Below are 22,029 nucleotides of genomic sequence, written 5' to 3'. Positions count from 1 at the left end.
ATAGTTCGACGGGCAATCGCGGCGGAGCAGCCTAGGCAAGAGGCGCGGGTAAATCAGAGCGGCCCATGAGGAAGGTATCCACGCCGCGGGCGGCGGAGCGGCCTTCGGCGATGGCCCAGACGATCAGCGATTGGCCGCGCTGCATGTCGCCGGCGGTGAATACGCCAGGGACGTTGGTCATCCAGTTGGCGTCGCGCGCCACGTTGCCGCGCTCGGTGAGCTTTACGCCGAACTGATCGAGCATGCCTTTCTTCTCGGGGCCGAGGAAGCCCATGGCCAGCAGCACCAGATCGGCTTCGATCTCCATCTCGGTGCCGGGAATGTCGACAAAGCCGAGGCGGCCCTGCGCGTCGGGAGCCATCTTCACCTGCACGGTGTGCAGCTTCTTCACCACGCCATCAACGCCGGAAAAGTTCTTGGTCGAAATGGAATACTCGCGAATGCCGCCCTCGTCATGCGCCGAGGAGGTGCGGAAGATGTTCGGCCACAGCGGCCAGGGGTTGTTGAGCACATCACGCGCGTCGGGAGGCTTAGGCAGCAGTTCGAGTTGGTGGACGGACTTACATCCCTGTCGATGCACCGTGCCCAGGCAGTCCGCGCCAGTGTCGCCGCCGCCGATGATCACCACGCGCTTGCCCTCGGCGGAGATGAACTGAGCGTCGGGAATGGTGTCGCCTTCGCACTTCTTATTCTGCAAGGGCAGAAAGTCCATCGCGTAATAGATGCCCTTGAGCTCGCGTCCGGGAATGGGCAGGTCGCGCGGAGCGGTGGCGCCGCCGGCCAGCACGATGGCGTCAAAGTCCTTCTGCAATTCCTTAACCGGAACATTCACGCCGATGTTGGCGCTGGTGCGGAAGATAACTCCAGCCTGCTCCATCAGCGCGAGCCGCCGGTTCAGGACGTTTTTCTCCATCTTGAATTCAGGGATGCCATAACGCATCAAGCCGCCGACGCGGTCGGCGCGCTCGAAGACGGTTACCAGATGGCCGGCCTTGTTGAGCTGGTCCGCCGTCGCCAACCCCGCCGGGCCGGAGCCCACCACAGCGACCTTCTTGCCCGTGCGCACGGTGGGCGTGAACGGCTTGACGAAGCCACTCTCGAAGGCACGCTCGATGATGGAGACTTCCACCTGCTTGATCGTAACCGGCTGATTGTTGATGCCCAGCACGCAGGAGCCTTCGCACGGCGCGGGGCAGAGGCGTCCCGTGAACTCGGGGAAATTATTCGTCGAGTGCAGCCGCGTGATCGCCTCCGACCAACGGTCGCGATAGACCAGGTCGTTCCAATCTGGGATCAGATTGCCCAGCGGACAGCCCATGTGGCAGAAGGGAATGCCGCAGTCCATGCAGCGCGCGGCCTGCTTCTTAAGCTTGGCATCTTCGGCGGGCAGCGTCACTTCGCGGTAGTCGTGGAGGCGCTCCTCGACTGGCCGATATTTGAATTTCTCGCGGTCGTACTCGATAAATCCAGTTACCTTACCCATGCGCCCCCTCCATCACCGCCACTTCCCACGGGGTTCCCTGCTCCTTGGCGCGCTTGATGGCCTGCAGCGCGCGCTTGTAATCCTGTGGCATCACCTTTACGAACTTCTTTTGCAACAGATCCCAGTTGATGAGTACGCGCTCGGCCATGCGGCTGCCGGTGTAGCGCAGGTGGCGAGAGAGCAGGTCCTTCACTTCCTCGACATCCTCTTCCGCTGTCAGAGGCTCCAGCTCGACCATCTCGCGATTGCAGCGTATCTTGAAATCGCCAGCCTCATCGAGCACATAGGCGATGCCACCGGACATGCCCGCCGCGAAATTGCGGCCGGTCTTGCCGATGACCACCACACGTCCGCCGGTCATGTATTCGCAGCCGTGGTCGCCCACGCCCTCCACCACCGCCGATGCTCCGCTGTTGCGCACCGCGAAGCGTTCACCGGCCATGCCGCGCAGATAAATCTCGCCGCTGGTCGCGCCGTAGAGAACCACGTTGCCAACAATGATGTTTTCCTCCGGCACGAAGGTCGCCAGCCGGGGCGGGTAGACGATGATCTTGCCGCCCGACAGGCCCTTGCCTACATAGTCGTTGGCATCGCCCTCCAGCTTGAAGGTGATCCCAGCGGGCAGGAACGCCCCGAAGCTCTGTCCCGCCGAGCCGGTGAAGTGAATTTGGATGGTGTCCTCGGGCAAGGCTGCCGCGCCGTGGCGCTTGGTTACGTGATACCCAAGAATCGTGCCCACCGTGCGGTTCACGTTGCGAATGGGCAAGTCCAGCTTCACGGGCTTCTTCTCTTCAATCGCCGCCGTGCAGGCAGGAACAATGGTGGTAACATCGAGCGATTTCTCCAGACCATGATCTTGCTTGGTGATACAGCGGATGGCCACGTCCGGGCCCATCTGCGGCTGATAGAGGATGCTGGAATAATCGAGGCCGCGCGCCTTCCAGTGGTCCACGGCTTTGTTCAGGTTGAGCCGGTCCACGCGCCCGACCATCTCATCAATGGTGCGGAAGCCGAGCTGGGCCATGTACTCGCGCACTTCCTGCGCGATGAAGCGGAAAAACTCGATCACAAACTCGGGCTTGCCTGCAAACTTCTTGCGCAACTCGGGGTCCTGCGTGGCCACACCCACCGGACAGGTATTCAGATGGCAGACGCGCATCATCACGCAGCCCATTACCACCAGCGGCGCGGTCGCGAACCCAAACTCCTCCGCGCCGAGCAGCGCGGCAATCACCACGTCACGACCCGTCTTCAACTGGCCATCGGCCTGCACGACGATGCGGTCGCGCAGCTTGTTCATCACCAGCACCTGCTGCGTCTCCGCGAGGCCCAACTCCCAGGGTGCGCCGCCATACTTGAGACTGGTCAGCGGCGATGCGCCCGTGCCGCCGTCGTGGCCTGAGATGAGCACCACATCGGAGTGCGCCTTGGCCACACCCGCGGCAACCGTGCCCACGCCCACTTCGGCCACCAGCTTCACGTGGACACGAGCCTCGGGGTTCGAGTTCTTCAGATCGTGGATGAGTTGCGCCAAGTCCTCGATCGAATAAATGTCATGGTGCGGCGGCGGCGAAATCAGCCCTACGCCGGGCGTCGAGTAACGCACTTTCGCGATCCACGGATAGACCTTGCCGCCGGGAAGCTGGCCGCCCTCTCCGGGCTTGGCGCCCTGCGCCATTTTGATCTGTAGGTCAGTGGCGGAAACCAGATATTCACTGGTTACGCCGAAGCGGCCCGAGGCCACCTGCTTGATCGCGCTTTTACGCGAATCACCATTCGGGTCCAGCTTGTAGCGCGCAGAGTCTTCCCCGCCCTCGCCGGTGTTCGACTTCGCGCCGATACGGTTCATGGCAATGGCCAGCGTCTCGTGCGCCTCTCCGCTGATGGAGCCATAGGACATCGCGCCGGTCGCAAAGCGTTTCAGAATCGCTTCAATCGATTCGACTTCATCAATGGGAATCGGCGTGGCCGCCCACTTCATCTCCATCAGGCCGCGCAGAGTGGCGAGATGCGTCGCCTGACTATCCACCGCCGTCGAGTATTCCTTGAACACCTTCCACTGGCCCGTGCGCGTCGCGTGCTGGAGCTTGAAGACCGTGTCGGGATTGAACAAGTGATATTCGCCGTCGCGCCGCCACTGATACTCGCCTCCCGCGTCCAGCTCGTTTTCGAGCACGGGGCGATCCGGGTACGCCCGCTGGTGGCGCAGCAGCGCCTCGAGCGCGACCAGTTCGATCCCGATGCCCTCCACGCGCGATGAGGTGCCCGCGAAATATTGATCGATCAACTCCTGCTTCAATCCCACTGCTTCGTAAATCTGCGCGCCGCAGTAGGAGGCCACCGTGGAGATGCCCATCTTGGACATCACCTTGAGCACACCCTTGGTGAGAGCCTTGATGTAGTTATGCACCGCGTCGTCGTGAGTGATGGGATGGCTCTCGTCTTTTCCCACCAACTGGCCGTCGCGGATCATTCCGTCGAGCGTTTCAAAAGCCAGATACGGATTCACCGCGCTCGCGCCGAAGCCGATCAGCAGCGCGGCATGATGCACCTCGCGCACCTCGCCGGTTTCAATCACCAACCCTGCCAGCGTGCGCGTGCCTTCGCGCACCAGATGGTGATGCACGCCGCTGGTGGCCAGCAGCGCCGGGATCGGGGCTGTGTCTTTATCCACTCCGCGATCAGAGAGGATGATAATGTTGTATTCGTTCTGGATCGCAGCGCCCACGCGAAGACACAGCAAGTCCATGGCCTTCTTTAGGCCCGCTTCGCCATCGACCACAGGAAATAGCATGGGGATGGTGATGCACTTCAGAGCGGGCAAATTGATGTTGCGCAGCTTGGCTAGTTCCGCGTTGTCGAGAATGGGCGTCGCCAGCTTCACCTGCCGGCAGCTTTCCGGGACCGGGTCGAGGATGTTGCCCTCCGGCCCGATGGTGATCGACATCTGTGTTACCAACTCTTCCCGAATCGCGTCCAGCGGCGGATTGGTAACCTGCGCAAACAACTGCTTGAAATAATCAAAGAGCAGCCGCGGCTTGTTCGAGAGAACGGCCAGCGCCGTGTCCGTGCCCATCGACCCGACGGGCTCGGCTTTGTTCTCCGCCATCGGCCCCATGATGATGCGCAGGTCTTCGAGCGTATAGCCAAAGGCCTGCTGGCGACGCAGCAAGGTGTCGTGATCCGGCAGCGGCAGCTCCGGAGCCGCGGGCAGATCGCTCAGCGCGACGAGATTTTTCTTGAGCCACTCGCCATAGGGATGCTCGGTGGCATAGCGGCGCTTGATTTCTTCGTCGTCCACGATGCGGCCTTCCGCCGTGTCCACCAGGAACATGCGGCCCGGATGCAGGCGCTCCTTGATGAGGATGTTCTCCGGCGGAATGTCCAGAACGCCGACTTCCGACGCCATCACCACCATGCCATCCTTGGTAACCCAATAGCGCGAGGGGCGCAGCCCATTGCGGTCGAGCACGGCACCGATCACCGTGCCATCGGTGAAGGCAATGGAGGCAGGACCGTCCCACGGTTCCATCAGACAGTCGTGATATTCGTAAAACGCTTTCTTCTCCGCGCTCATCGTCTCGTGGCCGGACCACGGCTCGGGGATCATCATCATCACTGCGTGCGGCAGAGGCCGACCCGCCATGGTCAAGAATTCGAGCACATTATCGAAAATGGCCGAATCGCTCCCACCTTCAATGGCGATGGGGAGAATTTTCTTGATCTCGGGCAGATAGGGCGAGGCGCACAGAGCCTCGCGCGCCATCATGAGGTTGATGTTGCCACGCAGCGTGTTGATCTCGCCGTTGTGCGCGATGTAGCGGTACGGATGCGCCAGCGGCCAGGATGGAAAAGTATTGGTCGAGAAGCGTTGATGCACCAAAGCCAGCGCCGACTCCATGTCAGGCGCGCAGACATCCGGGAACATCGGCTCGATCTGGTCGGCCGAGAGCATGCCCTTGTAGATGATGGTCTGCGACGACAGGCTGGGCGCGTAAAATAGTTTGCGCTCAGGGATCGCGGAGTTCCAAATCTCATGTTCGACCCGCTTGCGGATCACATAGAGCTTGCGCTCGAATACAGCCTGCTCACGAACCTTCTTGTTGCGTCCAATGAAGATCTGCCGGATAAACGGCGCGGAGGCCTTGGCCGATGGGCCGATAGGTGAATCGTCGGTGGGCACGTCGCGCCAGCCGAGCAGCTTCTGACCCTCTTCCTTGATGATGCGTTCAAAGGCCTTCTGGCATTCGGTGCGCTGCTTCTTGTCGCGCGGCAGGAATATGAGGCCGGAGCCGTATTCGCCCGGTGCGGGAAGCGCAATGCCCATCTCGCCCGCGACCCGGGTGAGAAATTTGTGAGGAAGCTGTATCAGGATGCCGGCGCCGTCGCCGGTGTTCACTTCGCAGCCGCAGGCGCCGCGATGCAGCAGGTTCTTCAGCACCGTCATCGCTTGCGTGACAATGGTGCGCGAAGGCCTCCCCTTGATGTCCACAACAAAGCCCACTCCGCAAGCATCATGTTCATGCTCGGGGCGATACAGTCCCTGGGCTGGCGGGACGCCATAACTAGGCCAGCCGTTCATAGGCCTTCCTCCATGAATAGCGGTCAGGTGTTAACGACAGATTGTCTGCGTAATGCCGGGGAATACCTCGGACTACCTGGGAATTAATAGTACAAGAAGTTTGTTCATAATCCAAGCCGAAAATAAATATTCTTTACATTATATTTTCTTATATTGTATAATGGCCTTTATGAATTTTGGTTCCATGCAATTATACTGTGATATCATACGCTTACGAAGCTTTTCGCGGGGGGCTGACGAGCACAATATCTCCCAATCAGCCGCCAGCCAGACAATTCAGCAGATTGAAACCGACATGCGCGTGCGGCTGATTGACCGCAGCATGAGACCGTTTGGAGTAACCGCCGAGGGGCAGAAATTCTACGACACCTGCCGCAGCATCCTGCAAACCTACGAAGAAATGCGCGCCGAGATCACCGCCAGCCTGCACGAACTCTCCGGCACCGTGCGCGTGGCGGCCATCTACTCAATCGGCTTGCAAGGCATGAGCGGACCGATGCAGCGCTTTCAATCGCAGTACCCGCAGGTGCGCGTGCGGCTGGAGTGCCTGCATCCGCATCAGGTGGTGGAGGCGGTGCTGAACGACGAAGCCGACCTCGGTTTGCTCTCCTATCCACCCGCCAAGCGGGCACTCTCCGTGGTGCATCTGCATGACGAGCCGATGGTCTTCGTCTGCCATCCCGGCCATCGTCTGGCAAAAAAGAAAAAAGTCGCGCCGCAAGATTTGCTGAACGAGCCATTCATCGCCTTCGAGGCTTCCCTCGCCATCCGCAAAGCCATTGACCGTGCGCTGCGTAAGTATGAAGTCCGCCCGCAGGTGGTCATGGAGTTCGACAATGTGGAGACCATCAAGCAGGCCATCATCAACGGCACCGGCGTGGGCCTGCTGCCGGGACCAAGCGTCACCAAGGAAGCGGGCATCGGCACGCTGGCCGTCGTGCCCTTCGACATCCCCGATCTGAGCCGCCCCATCGGCGCCATCCATCGCCGCAATAAGCCGCTCTCGCCCGCCGTGGCCCGCTTCATCGAACTGCTGCGCGAGGACACCACGTCGAGTTCTGTATCGTAATTCGATCAACGACTCAGTCGATTGTGTCCAGCATCGCGGCTCTTCAATATTCCCCCACTCGCTGTCATTCGAATAGAAACCGGAACCCAACTCTAGTTGGCAGCAGTCGGTTCAGGCTTTGCCGTGATGGGCGGGGTTATAGAAGCGATAGGCGGGGTGGCCGGCAATGGTGGCAATGTTACCGGCTGGGCCAGCCACTGCGGCACGCGCCACGGATAATACGAGTTGAAGTCGTACTGGCCCACTAGTAACACCGGCGTGCCGTACTCCATCACAGTCACTCCCGTGGGATCGAGCTGCCACTGCTCGCCCCAGCCGTAAAGCCACATGGCATCGCGCTCCAGCATCCGTATGCAGGAGTGACTCGCCGGGTAGCCCGGCATCTCCAGCGCGTGCAGCGCGCGGCCTTCGACGTTCTGGAAGTTGAAATACCACTTCATGTACCACGTCGGATCTTCCGTGCTGGTGCGCCCCTTCGATTTCCAGTTGAGGTGATGGAACCCCTCCGGCGTGGGCATCTTGTCAGACCCCGAACTGATCGGCCCCCAGCGCACCAGCTTGCCGTATTCATATCCGCCGAACATCTGCCCGGGCAGATGCACCACGATGGCCTTGGGAGTCTGCGCGGCGCTGGGCCACTCGCGCGGCAGCGGTGCGTAGTCGAGCTCGTCATCGTTAGAGATCGTTGAGCCGAACGCCTCCGGCACCACGAGCTGCCTCATGCGCGGCAGGTGCGCCAGGTCGGCGCGATTCAGCTTCTCGATCAGCGCCATCTGCTCCGACGTGAAGCGCTTGCGCAGCTCGGCCATCTCGATGCGCCCCGGCTCAATCGTGTAGTTGACTGCCTGCCCGGCGACGCGCACCGTCTCCTTCATGTTGGGCACATACGGCGTCGCGCCATTTTGTGCAGCCAACCGCAACGGCGCCACCACGAGAGCCACGAGGGACGGGACGGTCAGGATGAACAGCAGTAATCTTCTTAGCATGATCTTGGTCGAGTGGGCGCCGCGAGCACTCCAGCGGGGGAAAAAGTATTGTACAGCGGACGGCCCAACCGCGCTCATCGAGCGCCACCATCGGCGCACAATTTCGAGTCCAGATCGGGCGCTCCAAACTCTCCGAATTCTCCGCGTTGACCAAATCATCTACTGTTCAGGAGTTCTCGGCGGCCTCGGCAGATGCGGTCGCGAAACCCGCCCACGGGGCGCCGACCCCGCTTGCACAGACAATATCAGCCAGCTTTATGTGCTCGGCAAATGCGGTGGCCGCGTTTCTCACGGCCGGCTCAGCGTTCGCAGCGGAAAATCTCCCTCCCGAACAGTCCAGGGACTGAGCTTCCTTCACCGGCCAGCCTGGCCATCTCCGCACGGTACTTTCTCAACCTTAGCAATTTCCACGCAACCGCCTTGCGAGGCCTCTCGACCATGAAAGGCACACGCCCCCAGCGCGCTCCGACGCCGAATTCCGCGCCTGATGCACCAAGACAGACTTCCAGCGCTTCGAAGTCATCCATATGGCCGGCCCCAGCAGCGCCGCGGTCGCGTATAAGTAGGGCACTCGCTGGAGCCCGCATCCTCTCCAGCCAGCCTTACCTGCCCCAGACACTTGTTCACGTCAGGGCACGACTTTAGTCGTGCCGCCATAGCATGCAAGAGAAACAGTTCTGCCTCTCTGCCGAAGGCTCAACCGCAGCCGCAGGCGCAGCGAGATAATGTTGTGTTGGACCTTCCGGCGCTAACATGGCCCCAGCAGGACGGCGCAATTCATCCTTCCCGCTCCGGCTGCGCCTGCGCTTGGGCCTTCGGCAGAGTGGTAAAAAAGTTGATAAACCCGTTTCTACAGCACGACTAAAGTCGTGCCCTGACGGCGATCATCTTGTAAGTGGTTTCGTGTAGGATGAATGAAATAGAAGTGGGCTATGAAGAAGGCATCAACGAAGAGCAAGCCAATTAAGGTCAGCGCGCGCACCCGGCAGCTTTACAAGCAGCGTGACCGGCGGCTGGACGGCGGCCTGAGCAGCGACGACGTCCCGCAACTTTCCCCTGCAGTCTGGGCCAAAGGCACGATTGGCAAGTACTACCGCCCGTTGAAAACGCAAATCTCGGTCCGCGTTGACCGCGACGTGCTGGACTGGCTGAAGTCCCAGGGCCCCGGCCACCTAACCCGCATCAACGCCATCCTCCGCCGCCAGATGGAGAGCAAGCCCTCGCGCTGACAAGTAGAAGAGGTAAGAACCGGCTACCAGCCACCCATCCACCCACCCACCTCCCGCCCGACATCACTTCGGCGATGGGGCGGTACTTGTTCTAGTCGGAGGGAAGGTCAGGGACACTTACTAAAGGAATCGTACGGAATATGATAGACGGGCTAAAACACGAGCGATCTTATGCTGTCACTGGATCTCTATAAGCCTGACTCGCCCGAGAGAAAGGCTATACGGAAGCGGGCTTGGGCCCAATTCGTTCGGGATGGAGTTTGGGTATACTCCGGCGAGTACTTGTTGATGCTGGGAACGCTTCTGGTCATAGCAGGGCTAGTCCACTGGTATAACGGTCGTTTGCTTGATGAATTTCTCCACTCGCCAGACTGCTCGGACAAGATTGAATCGAATCCGAATTTCAGCCCCTGCACAAATAAGACCCTACGACTGACAAATCGTCAAATTGTGGACTCCAAGAACAGCACCAGTTGGTACTTTGATTTCATTGATGAGTCAGGCGAGTCGTACACTTCGATCAGTGTGCCACGCGAACTCTACGGCTTGATCCGTCTGGGAGAATTGACTGAGGGTAAAGTCTGGCACGGCTATGTAGTAAGTCTTGTTGTGGATGGCAATCGCTACATGACCGCCTTTCACCCAGGATATTCGGATCCAACTTTGCAATTCTTGTTCAAGCTGAGTGTGGTTCTTTGTGCAATTGCCGTCGTTCATTCCACTTACCGATGGCTCAAATTCCGCACATCCCCGTAAGAATGGTTTTGTCTATTCACTTTGCCTACGCCAGGACTTCGCGTTGTTTTACTTCGCGGATTTTGTCACGCAATATTGCAGCGCGCTCGAACTCGAATTTCTTGGCGGCTTCGCGCATCTCGTGGTCGAGGCGGGCGAGGTATTCGGCGCGCTGGACGGGGTTGGCGAACTCGCCGGGGTCTTCGAGCGACGGCGTCCAGTAGTCGGCTTCGGCGATGGCGACGAGGTTGCTGTCGATGGCCTTGATGATGCTCTCCGGCGTGATGCCGTTGGCTTCGTTGTAGGCGAGCTGCATCTCGCGGCGGCGCGTGGTCTCCGAGATGGCTTTCTTCATCGAGTCGGTCATCACGTCGGCGTAGAGGATGGAGCGGCCGTTGAGGTGGCGCGCGGCGCGGCCCATGGTTTGAATCAACGCGCCCGCCGAGCGCAGGAAGCCTTCCTTGTCGGCGTCGAGTATGGCGACGAGCGAGACTTCCGGCAGGTCGAGTCCTTCGCGCAATAAGTTTATTCCGATGAGCACGTCGAACTCGCCGAGGCGCAACTCGCGCAGCAGCTTCACGCGGTCCAGCGTCTCGATCTCCGAGTGCAGATAGCGGCAGCGCACGCCGACCTCGGCATAGTAACTCGCCAGATCTTCCGACATGCGCTTGGTCAGCGTGGTAACCAGCACGCGCTCCTTGCGCTCGGCGCGGTCGCGGATTTCGTGCAGCAGGTTGTCAATCTGCCCGCGCACGGGGCGCACCTCGATCTGCGGATCGACTAAGCCGGTGGGCCTGATGATCTGCTCGACGATCACGCCGCCGGTCTTGGTCAACTCATAGGGGCCCGGCGTGGCCGAGACGTAGATCACCTGATTGATGCGCTGCTCGAACTCGGCGAAATTCAGCGGACGATTGTCGAGGGCGCTGGGCAGGCGGAAGCCATAGTTGACGAGGTTCTTCTTGCGCGACTGGTCGCCAGTGTACATGCCGCGTGACTGCGGCACGGTCTGGTGGCTCTCGTCGATGAACATCATCGAATCGCGCGGTAGATAATCGAGCAGCGTGGGCGGGGCTTCGCCCGGCGCGCGTCCGGTGAAGTGGCGCGAGTAATTCTCAATGCCGTGGCAGTAGCCCACCTGCTTCATCATCTCGATGTCGAACCACGTGCGCTGCTTCAGCCGATTCGCCTCGAGCTTCTTGCCCTGCGCCTCCAACTCGGGGAGCCACTCCTGCAACTCTACCTTGATGCGCTCGATGGCCGTCTCGCGCGTCGAGTCCGACATCACATAGTGCGTCTTGGGATAGATGGGCAGACGCGTGTAAGTCTGCTTCACCTGCCCGAACAGCGGGTCAATGCGCGAGAGTTTCTCAATCTCGTCGCCGAACATGTCAATGCGGTAAGCAAAGTCGTCGTAGGTGGGGTAGAGTTCGATCACATCGCCGCGCACGCGGAACGCGCCGCGCTTGAAGTCGGCGTCGTTGCGCTCGTACTGCAACTCGACCAGCCGCTTTAAGAGCGACTGGCGCGTGATGCGCTGACCTTTTTCGAGGAACAGCAACATGCCGTAATACGCCTCGGGCGAGCCCAGGCCGTAGATGCACGACACCGACGCCACGATGATGCAGTCGCGCCGCTCGAACAGAGACCGCGTGGCCGACAGGCGCAGCTTGTCCAGCTCGTCGTTGATGGTCGCTTCCTTCTCGATGTAAGTGTTGCTGGCCGCGATGTAGGCTTCGGGCTGGTAGTAGTCGTAGTAACTGACGAAATACTCGACGGCGTTTTCGGGAAAGAACGACTTGAACTCCTGATAGAGCTGCGCGGCAAGCGTCTTGTTGTGCGCCATCACCAGCGCGGGCCGGTTGATCGCTTCGATCACCTTGGCCATGGTGTAGGTCTTGCCCGAGCCGGTAACGCCAAGCAGAACCTGATGCTGCTCGCCCGCGCGAATCCCCGCGACAAGCTGCTCGATCGCCGCCGGCTGATCCCCGCGCGGCTCATAATTGCTGACAAGTTTGAACGCCATAGTGTGCTCTGCGGGGCTTAAGTGACGAAGCCCCATCCTCAATTCTAGCAGAGCATGCATTCTTGCAACTGCGTATGCGCCGGAAGTCCCAGGAGCCACGATGCTCAACTCGGATCTGCGCTAATCAAGCGCTGGATCCCAGATTCCCTCTCTCCAACCGGGCCATGCTGCCTTTATCGAATCAAGGAGCCATCCGCCGACGGTGACGGAGTGCTCATGAGAAGCCCAGATAATCCAGTCAAACTCACCAGATGTCCAGTAGCGATCCCAGTCGTACTGCAGATCGAGAAGGTTCGTTTCAATTTCGTAATAAGGTTCGATATCCTGCACATCAATAAGCTGCCACACTCGACGGATTCCGTGAGATGCCAACAGCGCCCGCAGACTTTCTATCGAAATAGTACATTCGAATGCCTGTGCTTTGAATATCGCAAGGCCCTTCTGCAGATACTCAGATGTCGGACCATCGAACTTCCAAATGGAATCTAGCCGATCCCACAGCTGCTTGGATTTCCCACTCGAAAGTGCCCGCTTGTAGGGCATGGGCTCAACTCTCCCGAGTTGGTCAATTGTCAAATTGGCGATGTAAGCGCAGAACAGCTCTCGTTCTTGGGAAATTGCGGCTGACTCAATTGGCCCGCAGGGTTCTCTGGTGAACATAGTTGACCCGCTCTTGTCCGCCGCTAGTAATTGCTGTCGCGTTTGATCTAAAGATTCAAGGAGGTCGGGATTCATCTGCTCCGTTTCAAACCGTATTGCGTCCAGCACATTGTAGCGAGGAAATATTGAAAGCGCTTCAGCTGTATAGTTATATCCGTCGGATTCCCTTCCATCATTAGGCAGGCGCTGGTACCTGGTCATCCACACGCGTGACTGTTCCTCGCAGTATCGGCGGGCGGCTGCGTAGAGTGCTTGTGCGTGATTCATCCTTGGGCCATAAACATTACGCTGCCCGCCTGCCCGCAGAAGCTCTTGGATGCACAGACAACTCCACTTCGCAGTCCAGCACTTGTAGCAGGGCGAGCATATGGTCGATGGATTTGCGGTAGTTGGTCTGGTCGAGCAGGCGGCAGAGTTGCGAGGCGGAGGTGCCGAGGCGGAGGGTGATCTCGCGCTTGGCGAGACCGCTCGATGCGACGCGCTTCTGCGCTTCCAGCGAAAGCCGGTACAGCATCATATCGCGCATGTAATTGGGGTCGCGGTTGTAATCCAGAAATTGGTCTGCGAGCACGGAGTCTTCGCGGCCGGATCTCAGCGTGTAGGTGAAACCCTCGCGGGCCAATTTTGCATCAACATAGAGATTCACGATTGGATCATCCGCAGTGGGCTTCACATCTAGTTTGGCGTAGGGAAACGACCACCCCCTGCCGCGAGCGGTGATGATGAAGACTTTCTTCCGGTTGTTGTAACTAACGCTCTTGATCTTCATGTCCAGTTACAGCTGCCCCTCCACGATCAGCGATGCAATGATCTTGCGCAGTTTTCGTGAGGCTCTGCCATTCAACGGCTTGCCATTTTCCAGATCCCACTTCAGGATGAGCCTTTCGTCGCGGAACACAGGCACGTGGCGTGGCGAGTGGTAGCCTGTCCCCGTCTTGAACGCGTAGCCGCCCTGCCGAAGCTTGCCTATCTAAATGTTACCGCCCGTGGTGACGTTTTTCACTTGGAGGACTGTACCTGTTGTACTGTCATTCCGAGCGCAGTGATGAATCTGCTTTCCGCGTTGACCGGGCGGGTCCGCTTGCTTGCGCGCGCGGCTCTGATGAACAGCAGATTCCTCGTCGCGACGCTCCTCGGAATGACAACTTAGTAAGGCAACCCCTTCAGCTACTTCGCCGGCACTTCGAAGCGCTGGCCTACCAGCTCTTCCAGTTTGGCGCCGGGCTTGGGCTTGAACTTCTGGATGCGGCCAATGTGGACGTCGGCGATGTAGAAGTTGTTAGCTTCGTCCACGCTGAACTGGTGCGGGCCCCAGATGCCGCCGGGCCAACTGCCGAAGGTGCCCCAGTGGAACAGCATCTTGCCGTTCAGGTCGTACTTGAGAATCTTGTTGGTGTAGCCGTCGCCCACCCACAGGTGCTGGTCCTTGGACATGTAAATGTAATAAGGGAAGCGCAGGTTGTTCCACTCTTCCAGATACTTGCCGTTCTTGTCGAATATCTGCACGCGTGAGTTGGCGCGGTCGCCGACGTACACGCGCTCGTTGTTATCCACCGCGATGCCATGCACGGTGTTGAACTCACTCGGCCCCTTGCCGGGCTTGCCCCATTCGAGCAGATACTGCCCGTCCTTATTGAACTTCACGACGCGGGTGTTGACGTAGCCGTCGCTGACGAAGAAGTCGCCGTTGGGCAGCCAGGCGATGTCGGTGGGGCGGCCAAAGTGCGTCTTGTCACTGCCTGGAACGCGGAACTCACCCAGTGTCATTAACAACTTCTTGCCGTCGTTGGTGAACTTATAGATGGAGTGCGCGCCGTCATCGATCAGCCACACGTTGCGCTCGGCGTCGTAGGGATTCATCACCACGCGGTGCGGGCGGACGAAGAGCTTGTTGTGCTGCTCCCAGCTCTCGACCATCTTGCCGTTGCGGTCAAACACCATCAGCACGTGGTCCCAGCGCGGGAACATCTTGGGATCCTCGGAGGAGAGCGAGTAGCCCGAGGCGTTGCGCTCCGGCAGGATGGTGCCGGTGGGCTTGGCCGTCACCAAGCAGCCGCGCGCGTAGACGAACACGCGGTCCTGGCTCTGCGCCCACACGCCGCCCACCGAGCCGATCTGAAAGCCGTCGCCGCAAACGTTCTGCGGCCAGGCCGTGTCCACGTCATAGGGGCCGGTCTCATACTCGCCGCCCTTCTGCGTGTAGCCGGTAATGGCGATGGCGACGGAAAATATCAAAGTGCAATAGAGCATCCGCAAACGCGCGGCGCTGTTGGTGCTAGGCATAAATGATCCTCCTGTAATAAGTCCCAATGTGCCGGGGTAGGAAAGAGAATACAGGTTCCGTTGGGCGACTTCAAGCGAGTGGGCCAACTCGTTACGCCCGTCATACAAGGCTGTCATCTTGAGCGCAGCGAAAGACCGCAACAGAGCCGCGACCGAGAGGGAGCGGTTCCATGAATGCTGATATGCCATCCAACTACCGCTCCCTCTCGGTCGCGGCTCTGTTGCGCAACGCCCGCGCCACGTCGGGTTGCGGGCGGTAGCCGCGCCAAGCGAGAATGGGACATGACGCCAAGACCAGCCGATGCAACCAATCTCCGTCCCGTCCTCTTGCTCATACTGGTCACCGAGATGGTCGGCATCGGCGCGGAATTACTGCTGTCCGGGCACACCGAAGACCTCTGGCAGTGGGTGCCGCTGGTGTTGATGGCTGCTGCGTCGCTGGCTTTCTGCTGGGTCGCGCTTTATCCACGCGCCGCGCCGGTCCGCACGATTCAGGAGCTGATGGCGCTGTTCATACTGAGCGGATTCATCGGCACCTTGCTGCACTATCGCGCCAAAGCGGAATTTCAGATGGAAGTAAACCCATCACTTCAGGGCGCGGCGCTGTTCTGGGGGGCGATGAAGAGTCAGGCTCCGCCAGCGCTGGCCCCCGGGGTTATGATTCAGATGGGCCTGTTGGGCATAGCCTGGGCGTATGGCCATCCGGCGCTGCGCAAGCCGCCCGAAAAATAGTTGTTGGCAATTTTGCAATTAAATCGAGGGGGTTATATGACTTATTCAGCCTATACAAAATTCCCTGTAACGAGACGCGCCGCGATGCTGCTGGCGATCGCCGGCCTGGTCGCTGGCCTCGTCGTCGGCATGGCCGTTCGCGGGCAGTCGCAACTCGGCAATCAAACTGGATTGCTGGAAGCCAACACCGCCACCGAGCCGCAGTTGGCTGCGCTGCCGCACATGAATGCCGCGCTCGCCAAGACGGTGCTGGCCGCCCGCCCGTTTCTCAGCGTAACGGAGCTGAATGCGCTGTTGAGCAAGTCGCTCAGCAAAGAGCAGCTCGCCGAGCTGTACGCCAAATTGTTTGTCCACATCAATCTCAACTCCGCCAGCGCCGCGGAGATGCAGTTGATCACAAACATGGGAGCGCGCATGATGCGCGAGTTCAAGGAATACCGCCCCTACAAGACGCTGGACCAGTTCCGCAAGGAGATGGGCAAGTACGCCAGCGCGGCGGAAGTCGCGCGGCTGGAGCGCTACGTCTTCATCCACCTGAACCTGAACATCGCCGCTGCCGCCGACCTGAGCACCATCCCTGGCCTCGGCGCGCGCATGTTGCGCGAGTTCAAGGAGTATCGCCCGTACAAAACTATCGAGCAATTTCGCAAGGAAATGGGCAAGTACGTGAATGAAAAAGAAGTCGCGCGGCTGGAGCGCTACATCTCCATCAACTAATCGGCAACCAGCCGCTCCCTGCCATCGAGCCCCACGTCGGTAGAGTGGAACGCGGCGGCAATAGGCGGTATAATACAGGGTTCGGCAGTCTGTATCAGACTTATCTATGGCCACCGCCATACATCGCGCTGTTCCCGCGCCTCGATCCACTGAGGTGGAGAGCATCCGTGTGCGCGGCTGCCGCGTCCACAACCTCAAGAATATTGACGTTGATATTCCGCTCAATCATCTGACGGTCATCACCGGCGTGAGCGGCTCGGGCAAGTCGTCGCTGGCGTTTGACACGCTCTATGCCGAGGGGCAGCGCCGGTATGTCGAGTCGATGTCAGCCTATGCGCGGCAGTTCCTGGAGCGCATGGAGAAGCCAGACGCCGACGAGATTGACGGCATCGCGCCCTCCATCGCCATCCGCCAGAAGAACACCACGCGCAATCCGCGCTCCACCGTGGGCACCTCCACCGAAATTTACGATTATCTGCGCCTGCTCTACGCGCGCGTCGGGCAGACGTATTGCGCGCAGTGCGGCGCCGAAGTGAAGAAGGACACGGTGGACGAAGTCGCCGCGCGCTTGCTGCGGCTCGCCCACGACGCCAGCTCCAGCGGCGGCCCCGAAAGCGGCCTGCGCGCATACATTTTGTTTCCTCTGGTCCGCGCAGACGCTGGCGGAGCACCACCCGCAGCCGCTTCCGAAAAATCGCCAGCAGCGGTGAAGGCCGCGAAGAAGACCGCCGCCAGCCGCAAGAAAGCAGCAGCCGCAAGCATCGATACGGTCCTCACCGCAACGCCGCTTTCGCTCTCGGATCAAGTGAAGGCCCGCCTGTTCGATCTGCGCAAACTGGGTTACACGCGGCTCTATCAGGATGGCAACCTCTTCGAATTTTCCACGCCCGAAGCTCTGCTGGATGTCGATTTTCGCCGGCCCGTGTGGATGCTGGCCGACCGTATGGTGATTGACGCGCAATCGCGGCAGCGCCTGGTGGATAGTCTGGAGCTGTGTTACCGCGAAGGCGGCGAGGCCATCGTCGAATTTACTGACGCCGCCGGGCATCCTTCGTTGGCCGCGCTGCCTGCGCGGCTCACCTTCAACGAACTCTTCGAGTGCAAGCCCTGCAAACTTTCCTACGAAGTGCCCGAGCCGCGCCTGTTCTCCTTCAATAGTCCCTACGGCGCATGCCCGCGCTGCCAGGGCTTCGGCAACACCATCGACTTTGATGAGGAACTGGTCATCCCCGACAAGACGCGCTCGCTGGAAGACGGCGCCATCGAGCCCTGGACCAAGCCGCGCTACCGGGTCTTCTTCACCGAGTTCCGCAAAGAAGCGCGCGAGCGCGGCGTGCGCATGGATGTTCCCTACTACAAACTCACCGCCGAAGAAAAAGAGTTCGTGTGGGATGGCCGCGTCGAGGGCAAGCGCGGACGCCGCGCGCTGGTGGGTATCAACGGCTTCTTCGCGTATCTGGAAACCAAGAAATACAAGCTGCACGTGCGCGTCTTCCTGAGCCGCTTCCGTGGCTACGCGCTGTGTCCGGAGTGCCAGGGCGGACGCCTGCGCCGCGAAGCGTTTGCCGTAAAGGTGGGCGGCGAGGACATCCGCGGCGTCTGCCGCATGAGCATCCAGCGCCTGCGCCGCTTCTTCGACGAGCTGCTGCTCGGCGGCGTGCAGGAGGCCATCGCGGGCAAGATTCTCACCGAGATTCGCCAGCGCGTGGAATATCTGGAGAACGTGGGCCTCGAGTATTTGACTCTGGACCGGCTGACCTCCACGCTCTCCGGCGGCGAGGCCCAGCGCATTCAACTGGCCGCTTCGCTCGGCTCGCATCTGGTCGGTACGCTTTATGTATTGGACGAGCCGTCGGTGGGCCTGCACAGCCGGGACACCGCGCGGCTGATTCGCATTTTGGAGGCGCTGCGCGATCAAGGCAACACCATCGTCGTCGTCGAACATGACCCGACCATGATGGAGGCCGCCGACCGCATCCTGGACCTCGGCCCCGCCGCGGGCGAGAACGGCGGACGTGTGCAGTTCGCGGGACGCTACCACGAACTGCTGGCCAGCAATTCGACGCTCACGGGCCGCTATCTGCGCGGCGACCTGCGCATCAGCCTGCCTTCAAAACGTCGCAAGCCTTCACCCAAAAAACAGATCAAAATTCACGGAGCGTTCAGTCACAATCTGAAGGAAGTGGATGTTGCAATCCCACTGGGACTGCTAGTGGCGGTAACCGGCGTCTCCGGCTCGGGCAAGTCGTCGCTCATCTACGATGTGCTGTTCGACGCGTTGCGCGATCGCGGCGCGGACGACTCCGGCAAGGCGGAGAAGAAGGAAGGCGGCGGGCCGCTATTCGACGCACCGGCCGGCGACGACAGCGAAGAAGTAGCCATGGGTCGCAAGCTTGCCTGCCGCCGCGTGGACGGCGCCGAGTCCATTCAGAAAGTAGTGATGGTCGATCAATCGCCCATCGGCCGCACGCCGCGCTCGAATCCCGTTACGTACATGAAAGCCTTCGATCCCATCCGCTCGCTGTTCGCCGACCAGCCTGAGTCGCGCAAGCGCGGCTACCTGCCGGGCCACTTCTCATTCAACATCCCCGGTGGGCGCTGCGAGACCTGTCAGGGCAGCGGCATCGTTACGGTTGAGATGCAGTTCCTGGCCGACGTCGAGCTGGTCTGCGAGGATTGCAGCGGCACGCGCTTCAAGCCCGGCGTGCTGGAGATCAATTACCGCGGCAGGAACATTCATGAAATCCTGCGCCTCACCGTGAAGGAGGCGCTGAGTTTTTTCAGCATGGCCATCACGGTCGCCAACCGCCTGCGCATTCTCGATGAGGTAGGCCTCGGTTATCTGCGCCTCGGCCAGTCGGCGACGACGCTCTCGGGCGGCGAAGCGCAGCGCATCAAGCTGGCTTCTCATCTGGCCGCTAAAGAATCGGAAGGCACTCTGTTTTTATTCGACGAGCCCACCACGGGCCTGCACTTCGACGACATCGCGAAGCTCCTGGCCGCCTTCCGCAAGCTGATAGATCAAGGCGGCAGCATCGTGGTCATCGAGCATAACCTGGACGTCATCAAGACCGCCGACTGGGTGATCGACCTCGGCCCCGAGGGCGGCGACCGCGGCGGAGAGGTGGTCTGCGCCGGCACGCCCGAGCAGGTCGCCGAATGTCCCGCGTCTCACACCGGGCTCTTCCTGCGCCAGATACTGGACCGCCATCAGCAATGGGGCGAGTCCGCCTCCGATGATTAAGCTGTCAGGGGTGTATCATGGCCCGACCGCCAGGAAGGGGGCACGCACAACGGTCACTGCTAATCGGCGAACGTGCCCCCTCCCTGGCGGTCGGGGCTCTGATACAGTGTCCGTCAAAAAAAAGGTTAGAGAAAAGTTCCGTTGTCAGTTGATCCTTGCCCATTCATTTGAAGTAGCATGGAGGTGGCAACAGGCGGATATTTCAAGCCTTGGTGCATACCACAATGCTAAAGTTCGCACGAGTATCTAAAGTCATCCTCGGCTCCTGGCTTTTGCTGGTCGTTGCGCCGAGTGTCCTGCGGGCGCAGTATCCCGCGCCGCGCACGGCATCGCCCGCATTCAGTGAAACCGCGCCACCGGCGACGGCATCCCCGGAAGCTCTGCTGCAACAGGCCGGCGCGGCGCTCGATAAAGATGATTACCAATCGGCCGTAGCGTTGCTTGAAGCGTATCTTGCGCAGTCGCCCTCGGATGTTCCCGCGCGCTTCAATCTCGCTTACTCCTACAGCATGACCAATCGCGCCGTGGAGGCCATCGAACAATATCGCAAAGTCCTGGCCGCGCAGCCGGACTTGCTTTCCGCCCGCATGAATCTGGGCATGCTGTTGCGCCAGGATGGAAAAAACGAAGAAGCCATCGAGCATCTGCGCCGCGTGGTTGCCGCGCAGCCGGACCACTGGACCGCGCTGACCGAACTGGGCCATGCGCTGGGAAATCTGGGCCGCGTGCCGGAAGCGCGCACGGCGTATGAAGCGGCGCTGAAGCTGCGTCCGGAGAACCACACGACGCGCATGGACCTGGCCGCGCTGCTCGCGCAAAGCGATCCGGCGGCGGCCGAGGCGCAGTTGCGCATCGTGGCGCGCGAGATGCCGGAGGAGCAGGAAGCGCGTCTCACGCTCGCCCGTCTGCTCGAAGACCGCAGCGCGCCCGCCACAACGGTTCGCGATGAGGCGCTGCAACTTTACGAAGACTTTCTGAAAGCCCAGCCCGCGCGCAAGGAGTTGCGTCTGCATCTGGCCGAACTCTATCTGGCCGAAAAGCGCGCCACCGAGGCTATCACGCATCTGGAAGCCGTGCGGACCGAGGCTGCGCGCGCGCCAGGGGCCAATCAGTTGCTGCTCGAAGCCTATCTCGCAACGAACCAGAAGGGCCGCGCCGAGCCTCTGCTGATCGAGATGATCGCTGCCCAGCCGAACCAGGCGAACCTGCATCTGGCGCTCGGCAGCTTGCGCAACGAGGTGAAGCGCTACGCCGAGGCCGCGCAGTCGTTCGCGCGCGGCGTGGAGCTGGACCCCAAATCCTCGCTGGGCTGGACGAACCTCGCTTCCGCACTCTATCTGCTCAAGGACTATCCCCGCACCGTCGCCGCGCTGGATCAGGTGGCCAAGCTGGGCGCGGATACGGCGGGCACCTACTTTCTGCGCGCGCTGTCGCTCGATCAGCTCCGGGCGCAGCAGGGCGCGCTGGATAATTATCAAAAGTTTCTTGCGCTCGCCGACGGCAAGAATCCCGACCAGCAGTTTCAGGCGAAAGAACGATCTCGGGTCCTGACGCGCGAGTTGCAACGCAAGGGTGGCCGCAAGTAGTACGTTGTTTGGTTGTCATTCCGAGCGGAGCGAGGAACCTGCTTTTGTTTTCAGCCGCGCGGGACAAAAACAGATTCCTCGCTCCGCTCGGAATGACAACCAACCGGCTTTTTCCGCGGACTGTTAGGGATCAACTGCCTTTGAAGTTATAATCGCATTCAGATACACCAGCGCGGGAGTGCATCGGCATGAATACGGGCGTCCAGCGGCATCTCCGATTCAGTCCAGATACTTCACGCGCAACCGCGCGCGCAATGGCAGCCCTGTTGCTGGTGTGTATTGCCTTGGGGGGCCAATCCGCCGAACCAAAGAGCCTCGCAGAGTTGGAGCAAGCGCTCTCTCAGCAGAAGGACTCGCGCAAGCGGGCGCGCCTCACGCTGGAAATGCTCGACCACCATTTGTTGAAGATTCGCACCTTCGTCGCCACCGGCACCATGATGGAAGAGAGTAATTCTATTTTGTTATCGTACACGGCGGCCCTTGCGCGGCTCAGCGCCGCCAACAGCGAAGCCGCGCATACAGGCACTGCCAGGAATATCGAAGTCGGCTTGCGACGACATTCGCGCGAACTGGAACAGATTCAAATCAACGTTTCATCTGACGAACGTCCGCTGATTGAAGCGGTCATGAAGCAGGTTCTGCAATTACGCGAAGCGGTTTTGTATAGCGTCATGCACCCACCAAGCAAGAAGTAACC

15 protein-coding genes and 1 pseudogene are annotated in these 22,029 nt (G+C 60.2%); 9 read left to right on the top strand and 7 right to left on the bottom strand.

Going from position 1 to position 22,029, the window contains the following annotated elements:
- Nucleotides 1-31: 31 nt before the first annotated feature.
- Entirely contained in the window at nucleotides 32-1,483 is a 1,452-nt protein-coding gene (locus tag EXQ56_01475; protein ID MSO19127.1) for a glutamate synthase subunit beta, read from the bottom strand.
- On the bottom strand, nucleotides 1,476-6,065 hold the full coding sequence (gene gltB, locus EXQ56_01470) for a glutamate synthase large subunit (GenBank protein MSO19126.1): 4,590 nt from the start codon (nucleotides 6,063-6,065) through the stop codon (nucleotides 1,476-1,478). Before gltB ends, EXQ56_01475 begins: the two co-directional genes overlap by 8 nt.
- A 52-nt stretch (nucleotides 6,066-6,117) precedes the next feature.
- On the opposite strand from gltB, the gene EXQ56_01465 reads away from it, so the two are divergent.
- Nucleotides 6,118-7,134 carry a LysR family transcriptional regulator gene (locus EXQ56_01465; protein MSO19125.1) on the top strand — a complete coding sequence of 339 codons (1,017 nt, stop codon included), beginning with the start codon at nucleotides 6,118-6,120 and terminating at the stop codon, nucleotides 7,132-7,134.
- A 92-nt stretch (nucleotides 7,135-7,226) separates the two neighbouring features.
- Here EXQ56_01465 and EXQ56_01460 read toward each other — a convergent pair whose 3' ends face one another.
- A complete protein-coding gene (locus EXQ56_01460) occupies nucleotides 7,227-8,279 on the bottom strand; it encodes a murein L,D-transpeptidase (GenBank protein ID MSO19124.1) in 1,053 nt (350 codons plus the stop codon).
- 305 nt (nucleotides 8,280-8,584) lie between these two features.
- Here EXQ56_01460 and EXQ56_01455 point away from each other — a divergent pair.
- The 3 genes and pseudogenes from EXQ56_01455 to EXQ56_01445 all read left to right on the top strand — a co-directional run bounded on the left by EXQ56_01455 (nucleotide 8,585) and on the right by EXQ56_01445 (nucleotide 10,105).
- Nucleotides 8,585-8,686: pseudogene (locus tag EXQ56_01455) on the top strand (methyltransferase/methylase).
- Nucleotides 8,687-9,052: 366 nt separating this feature from the next.
- Nucleotides 9,053-9,349 carry a hypothetical protein gene (locus tag EXQ56_01450; protein MSO19123.1) on the top strand — a complete coding sequence of 99 codons (297 nt, stop codon included), beginning with the start codon at nucleotides 9,053-9,055 and terminating at the stop codon, nucleotides 9,347-9,349.
- A gap of 282 nt (nucleotides 9,350-9,631) precedes the next feature.
- On the top strand, nucleotides 9,632-10,105 hold the full coding sequence (locus EXQ56_01445; GenBank protein ID MSO19122.1) for a hypothetical protein: 474 nt from the start codon (nucleotides 9,632-9,634) through the stop codon (nucleotides 10,103-10,105).
- 25 nt (nucleotides 10,106-10,130) lie between these two features.
- Here the strand turns inward: EXQ56_01445 and uvrB are convergent, their stop codons facing one another.
- From uvrB to EXQ56_01425, 4 genes are all read right to left on the bottom strand, one after another.
- On the bottom strand, nucleotides 10,131-12,110 hold the full coding sequence (gene uvrB / locus EXQ56_01440; protein MSO19121.1) for an excinuclease ABC subunit UvrB: 1,980 nt from the start codon (nucleotides 12,108-12,110) through the stop codon (nucleotides 10,131-10,133).
- A 120-nt stretch (nucleotides 12,111-12,230) separates the two neighbouring features.
- Nucleotides 12,231-12,971, bottom strand: a complete 741-nt coding sequence (locus EXQ56_01435) for a hypothetical protein (protein MSO19120.1) — start codon at nucleotides 12,969-12,971, stop codon at nucleotides 12,231-12,233.
- 82 nt (nucleotides 12,972-13,053) lie between these two features.
- Nucleotides 13,054-13,539 carry a hypothetical protein gene (locus EXQ56_01430; GenBank protein ID MSO19119.1) on the bottom strand — a complete coding sequence of 162 codons (486 nt, stop codon included), beginning with the start codon at nucleotides 13,537-13,539 and terminating at the stop codon, nucleotides 13,054-13,056.
- Nucleotides 13,540-13,937: 398 nt separating this feature from the next.
- Nucleotides 13,938-15,242 carry a 6-bladed beta-propeller gene (locus EXQ56_01425; protein ID MSO19118.1) on the bottom strand — a complete coding sequence of 435 codons (1,305 nt, stop codon included), beginning with the start codon at nucleotides 15,240-15,242 and terminating at the stop codon, nucleotides 13,938-13,940.
- Between the two features lie 93 nt (nucleotides 15,243-15,335).
- Between EXQ56_01425 and EXQ56_01420 the strand changes: the two genes are divergently transcribed.
- The 5 genes from EXQ56_01420 to EXQ56_01400 all read left to right on the top strand — a co-directional run bounded on the left by EXQ56_01420 (nucleotide 15,336) and on the right by EXQ56_01400 (nucleotide 22,027).
- Entirely contained in the window at nucleotides 15,336-15,785 is a 450-nt protein-coding gene (locus EXQ56_01420) for a hypothetical protein (protein ID MSO19117.1), read from the top strand.
- 36 nt (nucleotides 15,786-15,821) lie between these two features.
- Entirely contained in the window at nucleotides 15,822-16,502 is a 681-nt protein-coding gene (locus tag EXQ56_01415) for a hypothetical protein (GenBank protein ID MSO19116.1), read from the top strand.
- A 154-nt stretch (nucleotides 16,503-16,656) separates the two neighbouring features.
- Complete coding sequence (locus EXQ56_01410) at nucleotides 16,657-19,746, top strand: excinuclease ABC subunit A (GenBank protein MSO19115.1); 3,090 nt, start codon at nucleotides 16,657-16,659, stop codon at nucleotides 19,744-19,746.
- Nucleotides 19,747-19,970: 224 nt separating this feature from the next.
- On the top strand, nucleotides 19,971-21,332 hold the full coding sequence (locus EXQ56_01405) for a tetratricopeptide repeat protein (GenBank protein ID MSO19114.1): 1,362 nt from the start codon (nucleotides 19,971-19,973) through the stop codon (nucleotides 21,330-21,332).
- 254 nt (nucleotides 21,333-21,586) lie between these two features.
- Nucleotides 21,587-22,027 carry a hypothetical protein gene (locus EXQ56_01400; GenBank protein ID MSO19113.1) on the top strand — a complete coding sequence of 147 codons (441 nt, stop codon included), beginning with the start codon at nucleotides 21,587-21,589 and terminating at the stop codon, nucleotides 22,025-22,027.
- The last annotated feature ends 2 nt before the right edge of the window (nucleotides 22,028-22,029 follow it).

The organism is Acidobacteriota bacterium (assembly GCA_009691245.1).
Taxonomy (GTDB): Bacteria; Acidobacteriota; Terriglobia; order 2-12-FULL-54-10; family 2-12-FULL-54-10; genus SHUM01.
The sequence above is the reverse complement of the archived record's forward strand: the minus strand, read 5'-3'. Positions and strand labels throughout refer to the sequence as shown.